The following is a 15734-nucleotide window of genomic DNA, read 5'->3' on the forward strand; positions in this document are numbered from 1 at the left end:
GTCTGGTGCGTGCGATCGCAAGGCGGAGGAGGGAGTCCATGCGGAGCATCGGCGACCGACGACAACGCCGCGAGCGTGCGTGCCAGACCCCGCCGACCAGACGAGGATGTGAAGACACGACCTAGCAGGGCTGACGCCACGCGTCGAGGTTCAGGTGCTTGAGCATCGAACTGAGGCGCAGCCGCCGGGCGGTCGGGCAGAACCGGGCCGTGGGCACGGCGTACTCGGCGTGGAAGACCGCCTTGTCCGCCGCGATGAACGGGGTCAGCCGGTCGCACTCGCCGTACTCCGCGCACTCCTCGCTGACGGCGAAGTCGAAGTCGCCGACCAGCTCCGGGATCTGCTCCAGGTCGTTCTTCAGGCCGACCGCCATCCCGCGCGCGTGGGCGAGCTCGGCGAGCATGCGGTTGTAGGCGAGCTGGTCGGCGGCGGTCAGCGGGAAGCCCGTGCGGTTGGTGTAGGCGTCCATCAGGTCGGGCTCGACCGCGTCGAACCCCTTGGCGCGGCACATGTCGAAGCGCCGCGCCATCAGGGGGCGCAGTAGGTCGATGCGGCGGATGTCGAGCCACCGCTCGCCGTTCCAGCCGTTGCCGGAGCCGAGGAGGGCGGCGGGGAACGCCGTCCGGTCGGTGCGGAAGTTCTCCCAGGCACCCGCGTTGACGTAGCAGATGACCTTCCGCCCGGCGGCGTGCAGCCGGGCGACGGTGGCGGCGTCGTTCTCGAAGCCGTCGATGTCGTAGACGGGGACGTCGACGCGCGTGTCGACCGTGCCGCTGAGCTGCCACTGCCAGGCGGTGCCGGCGTGCGGCCGCCAGTGGTCGGCCGGCGGGGCCGGGATGGCGGAGGGGACGCGGGACGGGTGGCGGTCCGCCGGGGCCGGGGTGGGGGAGGGGGCGGGCGAGGGGTGGCGGTTCTCCGGCGCGGGGCCGGGTCCTGGTCCGGGACCCGGCCCCGAGTCGGACCCGCAGGCCGCGAGCAGCAGGAGCAGGAGCGGGAGCAGGAGGAGGGGGAGGAGGAGCGCCGGCGGTCGGGGGCCGGGGGCGGACCTGCGGTTCAACGGCGTTCCTCCTGGTGGCGCGGATGCCGACCGTGCGCGGCATCGATGAGGTCCGGAGAGACAGCCTGCCAGGGGTTGGCGCCGCTTCCCGGGACCGCGCAGTGCACGGCCGCGCCGCGCAGCCCGGCGGTACGGGCGGCGAGGGCGCAGAGCTTGGCGGGCACGTCGTACACCAGGTGGCAGAAGCGCTCCGCCGGGTAGCGGCCCGTCCAGGCCGGGACGGCCACCGCCGCCCGGTACGTCGCCCAGCTGCCCTCGAACGTCACCAGCAGGTCGGCGATCTCCGCGTACCCGGGCGCGGGGTGCGCGCCCGGGTTGAGGACGACGGTGCGGGAGCCGCAGACCCGCGCGGTCCGCGCCAGCCAGCGGTAGTAGCCCAGCAGCCCGATGTCGGCGGCGGCCTGGTCGAAGAAGACGCCGTCCGTGCCGTACCACCTGCGGTGGCGGCGCAGGTCGGCGACGACCGCGTGGGCCGGGCGGCGGCCGTACGCGGTGTCCACGTACCCGAGGACGCGCACGCCCGCCGCCCGCAACTCCTCGGCCACCACCGCGAAGGCGGGGTCGCGGATCGTGCCCGGCCCGTCGGCGACGTTGAGCACGACGCCGTAGAGCAGGTCGGCGGCCCCCACCAGCGTCCGCCAGGCGCCGGGGTCGACGGCCGGGTGGACGTAGAGCGGGACGAGGAGTCGCCCGCCGGTCATGGCGCGGCCGGGACGGCGGCGCGCACCGCCGCCGGTGCGGTGGCGGGCGGCAGCGCGGTATCGGGCGCCGACGCGGGCGCGGTATCGGGCGCGGGCTCCGGTGACCCCTCGTTCCACAGGTCCGCGAGCGACTGCGCGAGCGTGTGGCGGGGGCGCCAGCCCAGGGCCGCGACCGCCGCCGCGATGTCCGCGCGCTGCCAGGACACCGCCGCCGAACGGTGCGACCCCGGCCCGCTCTCCTCGATCCGGCCGCGGAAGCCGGACACGGCGACCAGCCCGTCGGCGATCGCGCGCACCGGCGTGGCGCTGCCGCCCGCCACGTTCAGCAGCCGCGGCAGCGGCCCCGTCGCCATGGCGGCCAGGACGACGGCCCGCGCCACGTCGCGCACGTCGACGTAGTCGCGGTACGCGGACAGGTCGCCGACGCGGACCAGGCCCTCGGCCCCGTCCGGGAGCGCCCGGCGCAGCTCGGCGGCGAGCCGGCCGGGCAGGCTCGCCTCCGGCGACCCCGGGCCCAGCGGGTTGAAGACTCGCAGCACCGTGGCGTCCAGCGGGGACTGGGAGACGATGAGCGTGCCGGCCAGCTTCGTGGCCCCGTACGCCCCCTGGGGGAGGGTCGGCGCCGACTCGTCGATCGACCGGCCGAGGACCGTGGCCCCGTACTCGCCGGCCGAGCCGAGGTGGACCAGCCGGGCGGCGGGCGCGGCCCGCCGTAGCGCCTCGCAGAGCACCGCGGGGCCACGGGTGTTGAGCTCGGCGAGCCGCAGCGGGCTGTTGCCCACCGCGCCCACGCAGTTGACGACCGCGTCCGGGGCCAGCGCGCGCAGCGCGTCCGCCAGCGCCTCGACGGAGATGCCGGCGAGGTCGATGGGCAGGCTGTCGACGGAGCGGTCGACGGGCGGGCTGCCGACGGGCGGGGCTCCGGGTGCGGGGGTGGTCCGGCCGCCGCCGAGCACCCGCACGCCCGGGAGGGCGCGCAGCTGCCCGGCGACGTGGGCGCCGAGGAATCCGGTGGAACCCAGACAGAGAACGCGTCGCATGGTGTCGGTTCACGCTCCCTTGAGCAGCAGTTTGCGGTGGCTGGTGAACTCGGCGTTGGCGCGGTCGTAGTCGTCGGGCCGTCCGATGTCGAGCCAGTAGCCGTCGAAGTCGTACGCGCTCGGCGGGGTCTCGGCGTTCAGCAGGTCGATGACCAGCTCGTCGAAGCCGAGCGGCAGCCCCGGCGTGTAGTCCAGGAGCGTGGAACGGGACAGGCCGTAGACGCCCATCGAGACCCGGTAGTCGATGCTCGGCTTCTCGGTGAAGGCGACGACGTTGCCCGAGTCCGTGGTCAGCACCCCGAAGTCGATCTTCACCTGGCGGTCGTAGGTGGCGATGGTCAACGGGCCCTCGGTGGTCTCGTGGTACCGCAGCACGTCCCCGAAATCGAGGTCGGTGAGGACGTCGCCGTTCATCACGAGGAAGTGCTCGGGCAGCCGGTCGAGCATGGTGAGCAGCGGCCCCATCGTGCCGAGCGGGCTGTCCTCGGTGGAGTAGCCGACGCGCATCCCCCACTGCGATCCGTTGCCGACGTAGGCGCGGATGATGTGGCCGAGGTGGCCGATGGCGATGGTGCACGTGGTGAAGCCGGCGTTCGCCAGCTGCCGCATCACGATCTCCAGGATCGCGTGCTGGTCGCCGATCGGCACCAGCGGCTTGGGCAGGGCGGTCGTGTAGGGCAGCAGCCGGACGCCCTTGCCTCCGGCCAGAATGACTGCGTGCATGCGGGTTGGTCCCCCTTCTGGCCTGGCGGCCAGACGTCGTGCCCGGGTGGGCGGCGGGTCAGATGGTGTGGCGGGTCAGATGTTGTAGAGAGCGGTCTTGTAGCGGGCGAGGTTGGCCGGGTCGCGGAAGAACGCGATGGTCTGCTCCAGCCCCTGTTCGAGGCTGTGGTCGGGCGCCCAGCCGGTCGCCTCGCGCAGCCGCGAGGCGTCGCAGACCAGCCGCATCACCTCGGAGTTGGCCGGCCGGATGCGCTGCTCGTCCTCGACGACGTCCAGCTCGGTCTCCATGAGCTTGCCGATGAGCTGCACCAGGTCGCCGACGGAGATCTCGCCGCCGGTCCCCGCGTTGAAGGTCCGCCCGACCACGCTCGCGGCGGGTGCGGTCCCCACCGCGAGGAACGCGCGCGCGGTGTCCCGCGCGTAGGTGAAGTCGCGCGTCGGCCGCAGGTCGCCGAGCGTGATGGCCCGCTCCCCGGCGGCCACCTGCCCGATGACCGTCGGGATCACCGCGCGCATGGACTGCCGCGGCCCGAAGGTGTTGAACGGCCGCAGCGTCACCACCGGCGTGCCGAAGCTCGCGAAGTAGCTGTCCGCCAGCCGGTCGCCGCCCGCCTTCGAAGCGGCGTACGGGGACTGGGTGTTGATCGGGTGGTCCTCGTCGATCGGCACGGTCTGCGCGGTGCCGTACGTCTCGCTGGTGGAGGTGTGCACCAGCCGCGGGATCTCCAGGTTGCGGACGGCCTCCAGCACGTTCAGCGTGCCGGTGACGTTGGTGTCCACGTAGGAGTGCGGTGCCCGGTACGAGTACGGGATCGCGATCAGCGCGGCCAGGTGGTAGACGGCCTCGGCGCCGTCCACCAGCTCCCGGACGGAGCCCGGGTCGCGGACGTCGCCCAGCACCACCTCCACCTGGGCCATCGTCTCCGCGTCCAGGGTCTCCAGCCAGCCGAAGGACGAGAACGAGTTGTACTGCGCCATGGCGCGCACGCGGTGGCCCGAGGCGACGAGCGCCTCCACCAGGTGCGAGCCGATGAAGCCTTCGGCGCCGGTGACGGCTACCAGTGTCATGTCGGATGCTCCGGTCTCTCGAATCGTTCGCAAGGGGATGAGGGAAGGGGACGGGGAGTGGGGGAAGGGGACGGTTCCGGTCGCTGCTGTCAGCGGTGGGACGTGGCGCGGCCCAGCAGGGAGCAGGCGATGGCGACCAGCACGGCGGCCGCCAGCGCGCAGGAGGCCACCTGCACGGCCGGATGGTCACCGAACCGCCAACAGAGGAAGGCGACTTCGACGACGGCGGCGGCCAGGCAGACCAGCGCGGCGGGCCAGGCGGCGCCGAACGCCTGGAGCAGCAGCGAGAGCCACAGCACCGCGCCGAGCGTCAGCAGCGCGCACAGCCGCAGCGGACCGGGCGCCGGCGCCCCCGGCCACAGCGCGGTGAGCGCCGCCGCGAGCGCCGCGAGGACGGTCACGTACACCCCCAGGCAGCGCAGCAGGGCCGAGGCCGACCGCGTCCTGAACCCTCCGGCGTCGACGCTGCGCCGCAGCGCGCTGACCCCCCGGCCGCGGAAGCGGTACAGCAGCCATTCGGCGGCGCCCATGCTCAGCGTGAGCGCGACCGCCGAGACACCCGCCCCCAGGGCCAGCACGAGCACCAGCACGGCGCTGGCCAGCCCGTACAGCCCGTACGGGACGGAGGCGGTGAGCGGCGGGGGCGCGGGGGCGCCCAGCTCGGGCGGCGTGCGCAGCCCGAGCACGACCTGCCGGCCGGCGACCAGCAGCGCCGCCACCGGCGTCGCGACGATCAGGCAGGCGCGCAGCGCGGGCGGCAGGTCCCACACCGGCAGCAGCGCGGCGCCCACCGTGGTCGGGGCGAGCGCGAGCAGCAGCTCCCGCTCGCGGCCCAGCACCAGCAGCGCCGTCGCCGCCGCCAGGTAGGCGGACTGCCCCACCGCGAACGCGGCGTCGCTGCCCCGCGACGCGAAGGCGAGCGCGAACGCCGACGCCAGCAGCGCCCCCGCCGGCGCCCCGCGCAGCAGGCAGCGGGCGGTCGCCCGCCGCCCGTCCGAGCCGAGCCGCAGGTAGGCGCGGTGCGCCAGCGCCTGGTTCCACGCCCAGCCGGCGAGCGCGGCGGCGGACAGCGCCACCGTTCCCGCGGGCAGCCCGAAGGCGTCCGGCGGACCGGAGAGCAGCGTCCCGCCCAGCACGTACGCCAGTCCCGGCAGCCCGAAGACGAAGCCCCGCAGCAGGCACTGCCAGGGGTTGATGCGCCACGGGTCGGGGCCCGGTTCCGGCGCGGGGTGCCGGCGCCTGCCCGCGCCCCGCGCGTGCAACTCCTCGGCCAGTTCGAACAGGTCGGACCGGCCGTACCGCTGCACGATCAGCTCGTGCGTCAGGCCGTCCGACTCCAGGACGGCGGCGATCTCGTCCGCGTGCACGGCCGCCGCGCACACCTCGTCCAGGCGCTCGGCCAGTTCCTCCAGCGGGTCCTCGGCCCAGGAGGGCCGGGGGCGCCGACGCTGCCGCGGCACCGTCGGCAGCGTGTCGTCCCCGTCCTGCGGGACGAGGCGCAGCGGTCCGCTCACTGGGCGGCCTCCGTGACGGTGTCGTCGTCGGCCGCGGTCTCCGGGGCGGGCGTGACGTGCAGGCCGGGGCCCTGGATCCCGGGGCCGTGATGGCTGCGGGCCTGCCACTCCACCCCGACAGGCGTGAGGACGAGCCACGGCTGCTGGGCCGACAGCTCGGTGTAGATGCCGCGGAACGTCTCGATCGTCTGGCGCAGCGTGAACTGGTCGATCACCCGCAGCCGCGCGTCCCACCCCATCGACGCCCGCAGCGCCGGGTCGCGCAGCAGCACGAGCGCGGCCTTCGCCATCGCGGCGGGGTCACGCGGCGGCACCACGAACCCCGCCTCGCCGACGGCCTCCCGTACGCCTCCGACGTCCGTGGAGACGGTGGCGCGCCCGCAGGACATGGCCTCGATGAGGGTGAACGGGAAGCCCTCGCTGATGCTGGAGAGCATCACGACGTTCCCGGCCGCGTACGCGTCGCGGATGTCCTCGACGCGCCCCTCGAACGTCACCGCGTCGCCGACGCCCAGCTCGTCCGCCAGGGCGGCGCACCGGTCGCGGTACCCCTCGCCGCCCCGCGGGGTCCCCCCGAAGAGCCGCAGCAGCGCCTGCGGCAGCTCGGCCCGCACCAGGGCGAAGGCGCGGATCAGCGTCTCCAGGTCCTTGATCGGGTCGATCCGCCCGGCCCAGCTGAGCGTGGGGACGGCGGGTTCCGGGCCGGCCATCGGGAAGGCGTGGGGGTCGACGCCGTTGTAGACGGTGCGGATCCGCTCGGGCGCGGTCCCGCCGCGCTCCTCCCAGCGCCGGTTGTAGCGGCTGCCCGGGGTGACGAGCGCGGCACGGCGGTACGCCTCCTCGGCGAGCAGCCGGTAGAAGCCGAGCATCAGCGCCTTGACGGGCCAGCCGTACGGGCCCGTCCGGTAGCCGAGGTAGCGCTCGCGCAGGTACACGCCGTGCTCGGTGAGCAGGAACGGGGTGCCGTGCTCGTGGTGCGCCATCAGCCCCGGCAGGGTCGCGAGACCGCCGCTGACGGCGTGCGTGATGCTGCCCGGCTCGGGTACGGCACCGAGCGGGCGCAGCGCGTGTTCCAGCAGGTCGGTGGCGGTGAGCGCGTCATGCAGGGTGGGCCGGGCCGCCGCGGCGGCGACCTGCGGACGGTTCCAGACGCCGGTCAGGGCGCGCAGGGCGTCCTCGGAGCGCAGCGCCGCCGAGAGCGATCCCTCGCGGGCCAGCTCCGCCAGCGCGTACAGCTGCGGGCCGAACTCCGCCTCGGCGGCGGGGTCGAGGAGCGACAGCAGGAAGCGCTCGTAGCCCGCCAGGAACAGCTGCGACCGGCGACCGCGGGGCGCGCGGCCGGCCGGCAGCTTGCCCCACAGGGGTATTTCCGTGAAGTCTCTGACGTTTCCCGGGAGATCCCAGGTGAGCGGCTCCCGCCCGGTGCCGGTCACGGCTATCAGCCGGAAGTCGAAGTCGGGCATTCCCCGCACGAGTTGGTCGCACCACACGCTCACGCCGCCGTGGCTGTGCGGATATGTGCCTTCGGTCAGCAAGGTCACCTGGGTCTGCATGGCGAATCGGTCCCCCCACGGGTCCGTCGGTGAATGCGCCGCGTACGGTCCTTCGCGGCGCCGGAGGGCGCTGGAGCGCCGGCTGCGTGCCGGGCGCTCCAGCGCCGCTGTATCGGTGGTGCTGTGGTGTCCTGCGGTGCGGCGGCTTATCGCCGTGCGGACCGGGTGTTGCGGTGCTGCTTCCTCTTGGCGGTGTCGCCGGGGCCGTACGGGACCGGGTCGGTCGCCCCCGTCGGCACGGGCAGCGCCTGCGCGGAGTCCGTCGCCTTGGCGGTCTGCGCGCTCTGGGCGGCCTTGGCCGGCGTCGCGGTGGCGGCGGCGGGTGTGGCGGTGGCCGCGAGCTTGAGCGTCACGGAGCTCTGCAGCGCTCCCGGCGCGACCCAGCCGGAGAGCTGCCCCGCGTAGCCGGCGCCGAAGGCGGTGGTGCCGATCAGCTGCGCCTGCCGGGTGCCGACGGGCATGGTCGCGGTCGTCTGCAGACCGCTCGGCGCGGTGACGGTGACGGTGTCACCGATCCGGTAGGCGGTGACCTTGTTGGCCTTGACCGCCGCGTCCCAGGCGGCGCGCTTGGCCAGCTCGGCGGAGATCTCGGCCATCTTGAGGTTCACGATGGGCGTGTTCGCCGCGTACAGGTTCTTGTAGTCGCCGAGGATCCTCTCCATGACCGGATAGGCGATCCGGTCCTCGGCGAAGTTCGACTGGTGGACGTAGTGCGGGCGCGGGTTGTTGGACAGCACGTGCGCCAGATCGGTGCGCGCCTCCAGCGGCACGATGTACGACGCGTAACCCGTCGCCGTGTCCAGCGGAGCGTCCAGGCAGGTGGACGTCGCGGAGTTCTCGCAGATGCCGCTGCCGCCGTCGGCCGCCCTGGTGTAGATCCAGTTGTACTCGTCGACCTCCTCGGCGGCCTTGCCCGCGTTGTAGAAGACGTTCATCGGGAAGCGCGGCACCGTCAGCGCCGGCCCGACCTTGCGCTGCAGCGGGTCGCGGGAGTTGTCGCTGCCCAGCACCGTCACGCCGGTCGCGGTCAGCGACGGGGCGAGGTTGGGGTTGTCGACGGGCTGCTGCGGCAGGATCTTCAGGCCGGAGTGCTCCCCGGTGAGCAGCTCCTGCTTGTTGACGGTGAGGCCGTGCTGGGTGGCCCAGGTGGTGTTGTCCCTGATCTGCGCGGTGATGTCCGCCTGGCTGGTCCACACGGTGGCGCCGGCGGTCGTCGTCGAGCACTTCCACGGCACGACGGAGACGTCCTGGACGCAGCCGAGGAACGGGTGGGTGTAGGTGTGGTTGACCCAGCGGTACGCGCTCTTGTCGGCGATGAGCTGCGTCGCGAGCGGGTCGGTGCCGCCGTGCTCCGCCTTGTAGTCCTCACTGCCGCCGCCGTTGTACATCAGGTCCGGCGTGAAGCCGTTCGCCGCCGACCACTGCTTGAGGTAGACGGCGTCCGCGGGCGTCATCCGGATGGGGTCCGGGTCCGACTGGTCGGTGCCGACGGCGCAGTCCACGTCGCCGGGGGTGCAGTTGAGCGTCGGGTTCCAGCGGTCGTCGCCGAGGAACACGTCGTCCATGTGGAGGGCGAAGTAGTTCCGGTCGGCGCCGAGGTGGACGCCCTGGGTCATCCACTCGACCATGCCGCGGGCGAGCAGCCGGAACTGCTGCTGGTACTGGTTGTAGACGAACGTCACGACCAGCTCGCGGCGGCCGTCGTGGCTGTACTGCCCGACGAGCGAGCCGCGGGCGGTGCTGCCCGGGATCGGGGCGTCCACGTAGCTGGTGAACGTCGACCCGGCGGCCTGGGTCGCGAGCGGGGTGGCGAGGAAGGCGTAACTCTCGCCGACGGTCGGTGAGTTGTCCTCGAAGGGCACGTTGCCCTTGAGATAGCCGAACGGTCCGGCGGTGGCCGTCACCGCGGCGGTGACCCCGTCCAGCGAACCGATGTAGCCGGGGTCCTGCGCGTAGTTGAGCCCCACCTCGGGCCGGGCGTAGGTGTACGCGTCGACCTGCGGGATGCCGAAGGCCGTCTCGTACGCGGCGAGCGCCGCCATCTCGGCGGAGCCGGCGCCGAACGGGTTGTCGTTCGGCAGGACGACGGCCTGGAACTTGGCGCGCGGCCTGCCGCCGACCGTGTCGCTCAGATAGGCCGCGGTGATCTGCGGCCGGCCGGCGCTGTTCAGGTCCACGGTGGTGTACGGCGTGCCCGAGCTGTCGAGTTCGGCGGTGATGGCCTGCGTGGCCGGCCCGCCGTCGTCGACGACGAGCACCCGCAGATCGATCCGGGGTGTGACGGCCGCGGCGGTGGCCGCGGTACTCACGCCGGCCGCCGGCCAGGTGAGGGTGAGCATCGCCGCGGCGGTACACGCGGTGGCAAGGCGGGTCGTTCGACCCATGGATTCCTCCCCCGGGAGGGCATGCCGGGGCAGCCCTCTGAGGCGCCCCCCGGCCCTCCCTAATTCCAATGAACTGGGTTGCGGTGGGATAGGCGCGACCGTCAGATCTCCCCGTCTTGAGGCCGCCCGTGTCACATCGTGAGGCAGCGGGCAGGGTTTGTGGAGAGGAATCGGGAAGGCGGTGAAAAAGACACAGCTTTTTTCATTTCCGAAAGCTATTCGCGGACCCACGGGGTAGCGCGTGGGACGGAAGAGATCCGGGTGGGGGGTGGGTTTTCGCAGGTTGACGTACGTGTGAGCGACGGTTCATCAGCGGAAACGTTAAAGCGCATTCGCCGGGTCGGGGGACGCGGGATTCCTGGGCGCGAACTGCGGGCAACTGCTCAGGGATCGGCGGTAATTCCCGAATAAGTTACTGTCCAGGATCTGTAGCCGCTGTGTTCCGATTTCGTCACAACGGCACCTGTGTGCCTGAAGTGCTCTCGGAGTGTGCTTACCGCGAGCGCTTCCGAAGTGCTCCGGAAGGGCTCCCGAGGTGTTCCCGAGGTGCTCGCCGAAGTGCGCTCGCCGTCAGACCCCGTTGACGAGCCGGATGTAGCGCACCCAGTCCCAGTTGGGCCCGGGGTCGGTGTGGTCCGTGCCGGGGACCTGCACATGGCCGATGATGTGGTCGCGGTCCTTGGGTATGCCGTACTTGTCGCAGATGGCGGCCGTCAGTGCGGCGGAGGAGTGGTACATCGCGGTCGTGAAGTACGCCGGCTGGTCCACCCACCCCTCGTGCTCGATGCCGATGCTGCGCGTGTTGTAGCCCCAGTTGCCGGCGTGCCAGGCGATGTCCCGCTCGCGGACGCACTGCCCGATCGCCCCGTTCGACGACTTGACGACGTAGTGCGCGCTCGCCGCGTGCGCCGGGTCCTGGAAGAGCCGGATGGTGTCGGCGTAGTCCTCCTGCGTGACGTGGATGACCACGAGGTTGACCGGATAGCTCGTGGGGCGGTTCGACGCCGTGTAATTGCTGGTGCTCGCGGGCGACCAGACGGCCGACGGATAGTCCACCGCCCCGGCCGCGGCCCTGGTCCCGGCGTCGGCGTGCACCGAGTTGGCGAGCCCGGCCGCCGCCACGGCGCCCAGCGCGAGGCCGCCGCGGAGCAGGGCGCGCCGGGAGGCGGCGGGGGAGGAGGTGCCGGGGTTGCCGGGGTTGCCGGAGGTGCCGGGATTGCCGGGCGTGCGGTCCATGGAGGCTCCCTGGGACGTCATGGTGGGGTGGGTGCATGACCATCGGGTGGGGCTTGCCCATGGTGGGGCCCGCGCGCCAACCCTGCCAAGGGCCAGGCGAATTGGCAGTGGTCCAGACCGGTGAAGAGTGCGCCGCCGGGTGGTCCCGGAGGCGTTCCGGAGGCGTTCTGGAGGCGTTCTGGAAGGTGAACGACGCTGCTGGGGAGGCCGGTTCCCGCTGTTACGCGGAGGTGACGCTTCCCGCATGCTGCGGGGATCGACCGCGTGTGAAGATCCTCCTATCGCAAGCCGCAGGAACCGAACGGGAACGCTGAACGGACCACCGGGCGGGGCGCAAAATCCAGCTCCACACCACCACGTTCCTGTTCCCTGGGGGGATCACCATGTCTGCCACCACCCTGTCGCGCCGTCCACGCCTCGCCGCCGTCACCTCGGTCGCCGTCGTCGCCGCCGTCTGCGGTACGGCGCTGCTGCCGGCCGCCGCGTACGCCGACGCCCTGGCCGCCAAGCCGCTCAGCATCGCGTTCAGCGCCCCGACGCCCGCCGGCCCGCTCGTCCGGGGCGGAGCGACCGAGTCCTACACCGTCAGCGCGACGAACGGCAACGACACGGCCGTCGAGTTCAGCGCGAACGTGCTCGGCATCCCCGTCGGCGGGAGCCCGATCGACAGCTCCCAGGTGAACGTCGCGGTCGTGCCGGTCACGGCGCCCGCCACCGACGTGGCGGTGGGGAGCCAGGGGCCGTCGGTCGTGCTGACCCTGCGCCCGCACGGTGAGAAGTTCAGCCGCTTCTCGATCCCGGCCAAGGCCACCTACACCTGGAAGGTCACCGTCGGGCTCGCCAAGAGCTTCCCCTCCAACGACGGCAACCTCACCCTGACGTTCGACACCGGCGGCTACGAGAGCAACCCCTCGCACAGCATCCCCGCCGTCACCTTCCAGGCGAGCCCCGCGATCCGGATCGGCACGATCACGGACCGGTTCGGCGGTGCCACCCAGGTGTCGGCCGCGAAGCCGGCGATCTTCTCGCTCGACGTCGACAACCAGAACGGCGGCGGCCACTACGACAAGTCCCTGCGCACCGAGGTCACCGCGCTCGGGGGCAGTGCCCAGAAGCTGGACCTGTTCGTGTGGATCTCCGGCCGCTGGGTCGACGTCGCGGCCCCGGACCACGTCAACACGTGGCTGCTCCCCGACATCCCGGCCGGTCTCGCCGGGGACCGGACGTACCACTACAAGCTCAAGCTCGCGGTGCCCACGGGCCAGGAGCCCACGACGGCCAAGGTCCTCAACCTGACCGCCAAGACCGCTCTGAGCAGCGGCAACACCAGCGTCATCGCCTCGGCCGGGCGGAACCTCACCGTCCTGCCGGGGGCCCCGGCCACCACGCCGACCGGTAAGCCGTCCGGCCTTCCGGCGGCGACGACCTCCGCCACGCCGACCCCGTCGGCGTCGTCTACGACGAAGAGTCCGGCGGCGCAGGCCACCACGGACGCGCCGCCCGTCAACACCAAGGGCTCCCTCGCCCGCACCGGTGCGAACGGGAGCAACGGCACGCTCGCCGCGGGCGCGGGTGTCCTGGTCGCGCTGGGCGTGGCGCTGGCCTTCCTCGGCCTGCGCCGCCGCCGGAACCTCCAGGGCTGATCCCCTTCGCGTGAGGTGACGTGAAGTGGGTGAAGTGACGTGTACGGAAGCCCCGGCCGGAACCCTCCGGCCGGGGCTTCGTCACGTTCCGCGACGGAGTCACCTCGCTCCGCATAACAACTGACACACGCTCACATCACCGTCGGATCACTCCGATCATCCTCCTTCGCCCGATTACTTCCATTCCACCCCTTTAATCACCTGCGCCAACTACCCCTTTCGGCTTGGAAAAGGCCCCTGGCTCAATTACCGTTCGATAACGCAGCGCGGTCGTCACTGCCGCCGTAGAGGCGGCACCGTGCGCTTGCCGAATCCCGTCCGCGGGAACCGGGGACCCACTACTTGGGGTGAATCGGACCGCCCTCGTCATGAGGCGGCCCGTAGGAGACCTTCCTGCTCCGAACCCGTCAGCTAACCCGGTAGGCGAGAAGGAAGGAAAGGAGAGCGCCACCCGTGGCGTCGAATCACCCTGCCTACGCCCCATCGCCCGAGGCTCCGGAAGCCGGGGAATGGGACGAATGGAGCCCCTCCGCGGACTCCGCCGCTCCGGACCGGAACAGGCACCGGCTTCCCAAGCAGCGTTCCCTCGCCCGTGGTTCGACCGTACTGAGCGTCGCGGCCGTGGCCGCGATGGGCGCGGGCGGTATGGCGGCGGCCGCCGACAAGTCGCCGGTGCCGATCTCCCTCCCGGACCTGCCCGACCTGCCGGACACCCCGTCGGCCGACCCGGACCCCGCGCCGGCGACGGCGGCGTCCGCCACCCCGGCCGGCGCCACCACGCCCACCTGGTCGGCGGACGCGGGCGAGACGCTGCGCCTGCGCATCCTCGACCACGTGGCCCAGGAGCGGGACGCGGCGGACCGCGCGGCGCGCGACGCCGCCGCCGGCGAAGCGGCGGCGACGGCCGCCAAGGAGGCCGCGGCGCAGAAGGTGCGCGACGCGGCGGCCGCGGCGAAGGCGGAGGCCGCCGCCAAGAAGCAGGCGGCGGAGGCCGCGGCGGCGAAGGCCGAGGCGGAACGCCTCGCCGTGCTCGCGGCCTCGTACACCAAGCCGGTCGCCTCGTACTCGCTCACCGCGAGCTACGGGCAGTCCAGCTCCCTGTGGGCCAACACCCACACCGGCCAGGACTTCGCGGCCCCCACCGGCACGCCGGTCGCCGCGATCCACAGCGGCACCATCACCTCGGCGGCGTGGGCGGGCTCGTACGGCTACCGCGTCATCCTGACGCTCGATGACGGCACCGAGATCTGGTACTGCCACCTCTCCACCATGGTGCGGACCTCGGGCAAGGTCGGCACGGGCGACACCATCGGCCGCGTCGGCGCCACCGGCAACGTCACCGGGCCGCACCTGCACATCGAGGTCCGCCCGGGCGCGGGCGACCCGATCGACCCGACGTCCTGGCTGCGCGGCCACGGCGTCGACATCTGACGGACGACGCCCCACGGACCACCCGCAAAACCCGACGGCCCCGGTGACCCCCCGCACCAGGGCCGTTGGCATGTTCTGTTCCGTGCCGCCCGGGACCGCTACGACAGGTCGACGATGTCCTCGGCGTAGAGCGTCTCCAGCGGCCGCGGGCCGATGTACTGCTGGCAGTTGCACGGCCGGGCCTCGTACGAGACGGGCTTCTTCTCCGCGTCCCACGCGGTCGGCGCCTGCACCACCTCGTGGCACTTGCCCTGCTTGTCGTGCTTGGCCAGATGGTGCGTGCAGCCGCAGATCGCCTCCGGCGGCCGGTTCGCCGCCTGCAGCGCCCGCTGCTTCTCGCCCTCGGCGGAGATCAGTTCGACCTTCCGCTCGTGCCGCGTGCGCATGGCGTGCCGGAACCGGTTCCCCCACCAGCCGCCGCCCGACAGGACGACCCACGCAATGGCCCACACATACCAGCCCACGACCGACCGCCCCCATCCTCCGCTGCCCTGCCCGCACCGCATATGGCGCGCGGTTGCATCGTAGTGGCCCCACCCCCGCCGATCACCGGGGCGTGGCACCCCCTTGACCCCACTCTTACCGCCGCCGGGTCAGGCGGTGCCCGGTCTGCCCTCGCGCTGGACGAGATCCCGCAGAGTCGCGGGTGTGCGCCAGGGCTCCCCTGCGCCGGCGCTGCGGTGACACATGCGGTGGCAGTTCGAGCACAGCAGTGCGAGGTCATCGAGCGACGTCACCGTCTCCCCCGAAGCGTGGAGAGGAACGACGTGGTGCACTTCGACGTATCCGTCGCCCAGCGTTCCGTACGTCCTGGCGAAGTTGAAGGAGCACACCTCGCAGCTCAGGTCCCCGCCCGAATCAAGGACCTTCTGGATCTTCCGCCTGCGCAGCCTCGGATCACGCTCACGCACCCGGTGCAGTCGCGCCAGCAGGCGGCCTTCGGGCGCGTCCGGACTCTCGTCGTCGGCGTCCCCGCCGGGAGCCACGGGCAGCAACGTTCCTTCAACAGCCGCGACGCGCAGCCGTTCGGCGGCAGCATGCATTTCCGCCGGGCGTGCAAGGAACGCTGCGATGACCTCCTTGTCGAGTCTGCCGCCACGCGTGGGCACCCCGGGGTAGGAGGGATGGGCGCTGGCCAGATCGGTTGTCTTCCGGCTCACGCTCCCGGTGGTCCTGAACCGCTCTCCCCTGATCGCGGCGGGGTGAAGGGGAAGGACCTGGAGGAGATCGGAGAGGTCCATGACGCGCAGGTCGTTCTCGCGGAGCTCCTTCCACCCGTTGTCGACGACCAGGTCGCATGCGAGGAGGAGCTCGTCCCACTGCCAGTCAGGGTTCCGCATGAGCCATATCGTATGAGTGTTCGCGTTAGCGCGTCGGCTTCAAC

Annotated in this window: 13 protein-coding genes and 1 riboswitch; of the genes, 2 read left to right on the forward strand and 11 right to left on the reverse strand. The window is 72.4% G+C overall.

The annotated features are described in order from the left end of the window. Positions 1–121 precede the first annotated feature (121 nt). The 9 genes from ABZ721_RS00005 to ABZ721_RS00045 all read right to left on the reverse strand — a co-directional run bounded on the left by ABZ721_RS00005 (position 122) and on the right by ABZ721_RS00045 (position 11276). Positions 122–1057, reverse strand: coding sequence for an endo alpha-1,4 polygalactosaminidase (locus ABZ721_RS00005; RefSeq protein ID WP_358786220.1), 936 nt, complete (start codon positions 1055–1057; stop codon positions 122–124). After that, positions 1054–1758: a spherulation-specific family 4 protein gene (locus tag ABZ721_RS00010; RefSeq protein WP_358786221.1), complete on the reverse strand. Its 705-nt coding sequence runs from the start codon at positions 1756–1758 to the stop codon at positions 1054–1056. Before ABZ721_RS00010 ends, ABZ721_RS00005 begins: the two co-directional genes overlap by 4 nt. Further along, entirely contained in the window at positions 1755–2798 is a 1044-nt protein-coding gene (locus ABZ721_RS00015; protein ID WP_358786222.1) for an NAD(P)-dependent oxidoreductase, read from the reverse strand. Before ABZ721_RS00015 ends, ABZ721_RS00010 begins: the two co-directional genes overlap by 4 nt. A gap of 9 nt (positions 2799–2807) precedes the next feature. Continuing rightward, a complete protein-coding gene (locus ABZ721_RS00020; protein WP_358786223.1) occupies positions 2808–3521 on the reverse strand; it encodes a nucleotidyltransferase family protein in 714 nt (237 codons plus the stop codon). 75 nt (positions 3522–3596) lie between these two features. Beyond that, positions 3597–4589 (reverse strand): SDR family NAD(P)-dependent oxidoreductase, encoded by a 993-nt coding sequence (locus tag ABZ721_RS00025; RefSeq protein ID WP_358786224.1) that lies wholly within the window; start codon positions 4587–4589, stop codon positions 3597–3599. Between the two features lie 89 nt (positions 4590–4678). Continuing rightward, a complete protein-coding gene (locus ABZ721_RS00030) occupies positions 4679–6103 on the reverse strand; it encodes a hypothetical protein (protein ID WP_358786225.1) in 1425 nt (474 codons plus the stop codon). Then, entirely contained in the window at positions 6100–7656 is a 1557-nt protein-coding gene (locus ABZ721_RS00035) for a DUF3492 domain-containing protein (protein WP_358786226.1), read from the reverse strand. The genes ABZ721_RS00030 and ABZ721_RS00035 overlap by 4 nt, the downstream gene beginning before the upstream one ends. A 146-nt stretch (positions 7657–7802) precedes the next feature. After that, on the reverse strand, positions 7803–10040 hold the full coding sequence (locus ABZ721_RS00040) for a hypothetical protein (protein WP_358786227.1): 2238 nt from the start codon (positions 10038–10040) through the stop codon (positions 7803–7805). A 570-nt stretch (positions 10041–10610) separates the two neighbouring features. Then, positions 10611–11276 (reverse strand): N-acetylmuramoyl-L-alanine amidase, encoded by a 666-nt coding sequence (locus ABZ721_RS00045; protein ID WP_358786621.1) that lies wholly within the window; start codon positions 11274–11276, stop codon positions 10611–10613. Positions 11277–11659: 383 nt separating this feature from the next. Between ABZ721_RS00045 and ABZ721_RS00050 the strand changes: the two genes are divergently transcribed. Beyond that, positions 11660–12919, forward strand: coding sequence for an LPXTG cell wall anchor domain-containing protein (locus tag ABZ721_RS00050; protein ID WP_358786228.1), 1260 nt, complete (start codon positions 11660–11662; stop codon positions 12917–12919). Between the two features lie 295 nt (positions 12920–13214). Beyond that, positions 13215–13360, forward strand: a riboswitch (cyclic di-AMP (ydaO/yuaA leader). A 189-nt stretch (positions 13361–13549) separates the two neighbouring features. Further along, positions 13550–14350: a M23 family metallopeptidase gene (locus tag ABZ721_RS00055; protein WP_358786622.1), complete on the forward strand. Its 801-nt coding sequence runs from the start codon at positions 13550–13552 to the stop codon at positions 14348–14350. A 98-nt stretch (positions 14351–14448) separates the two neighbouring features. Here the strand turns inward: ABZ721_RS00055 and ABZ721_RS00060 are convergent, their stop codons facing one another. Both ABZ721_RS00060 and ABZ721_RS00065 read right to left on the reverse strand, forming a co-directional pair. Beyond that, entirely contained in the window at positions 14449–14856 is a 408-nt protein-coding gene (locus ABZ721_RS00060; RefSeq protein WP_358786229.1) for a hypothetical protein, read from the reverse strand. Between the two features lie 87 nt (positions 14857–14943). Then, the gene (locus ABZ721_RS00065; RefSeq protein WP_358786230.1) at positions 14944–15690 is read right to left on the reverse strand and encodes an HNH endonuclease; all 747 of its coding nucleotides are present in this window, start codon (positions 15688–15690) and stop codon (positions 14944–14946) included. Positions 15691–15734: the final 44 nt, after the last annotated feature.

Source organism: Streptomyces sp. NPDC006733, from assembly GCF_040636125.1.
GTDB lineage: Bacteria > Actinomycetota > Actinomycetes > Streptomycetales > Streptomycetaceae > Actinacidiphila.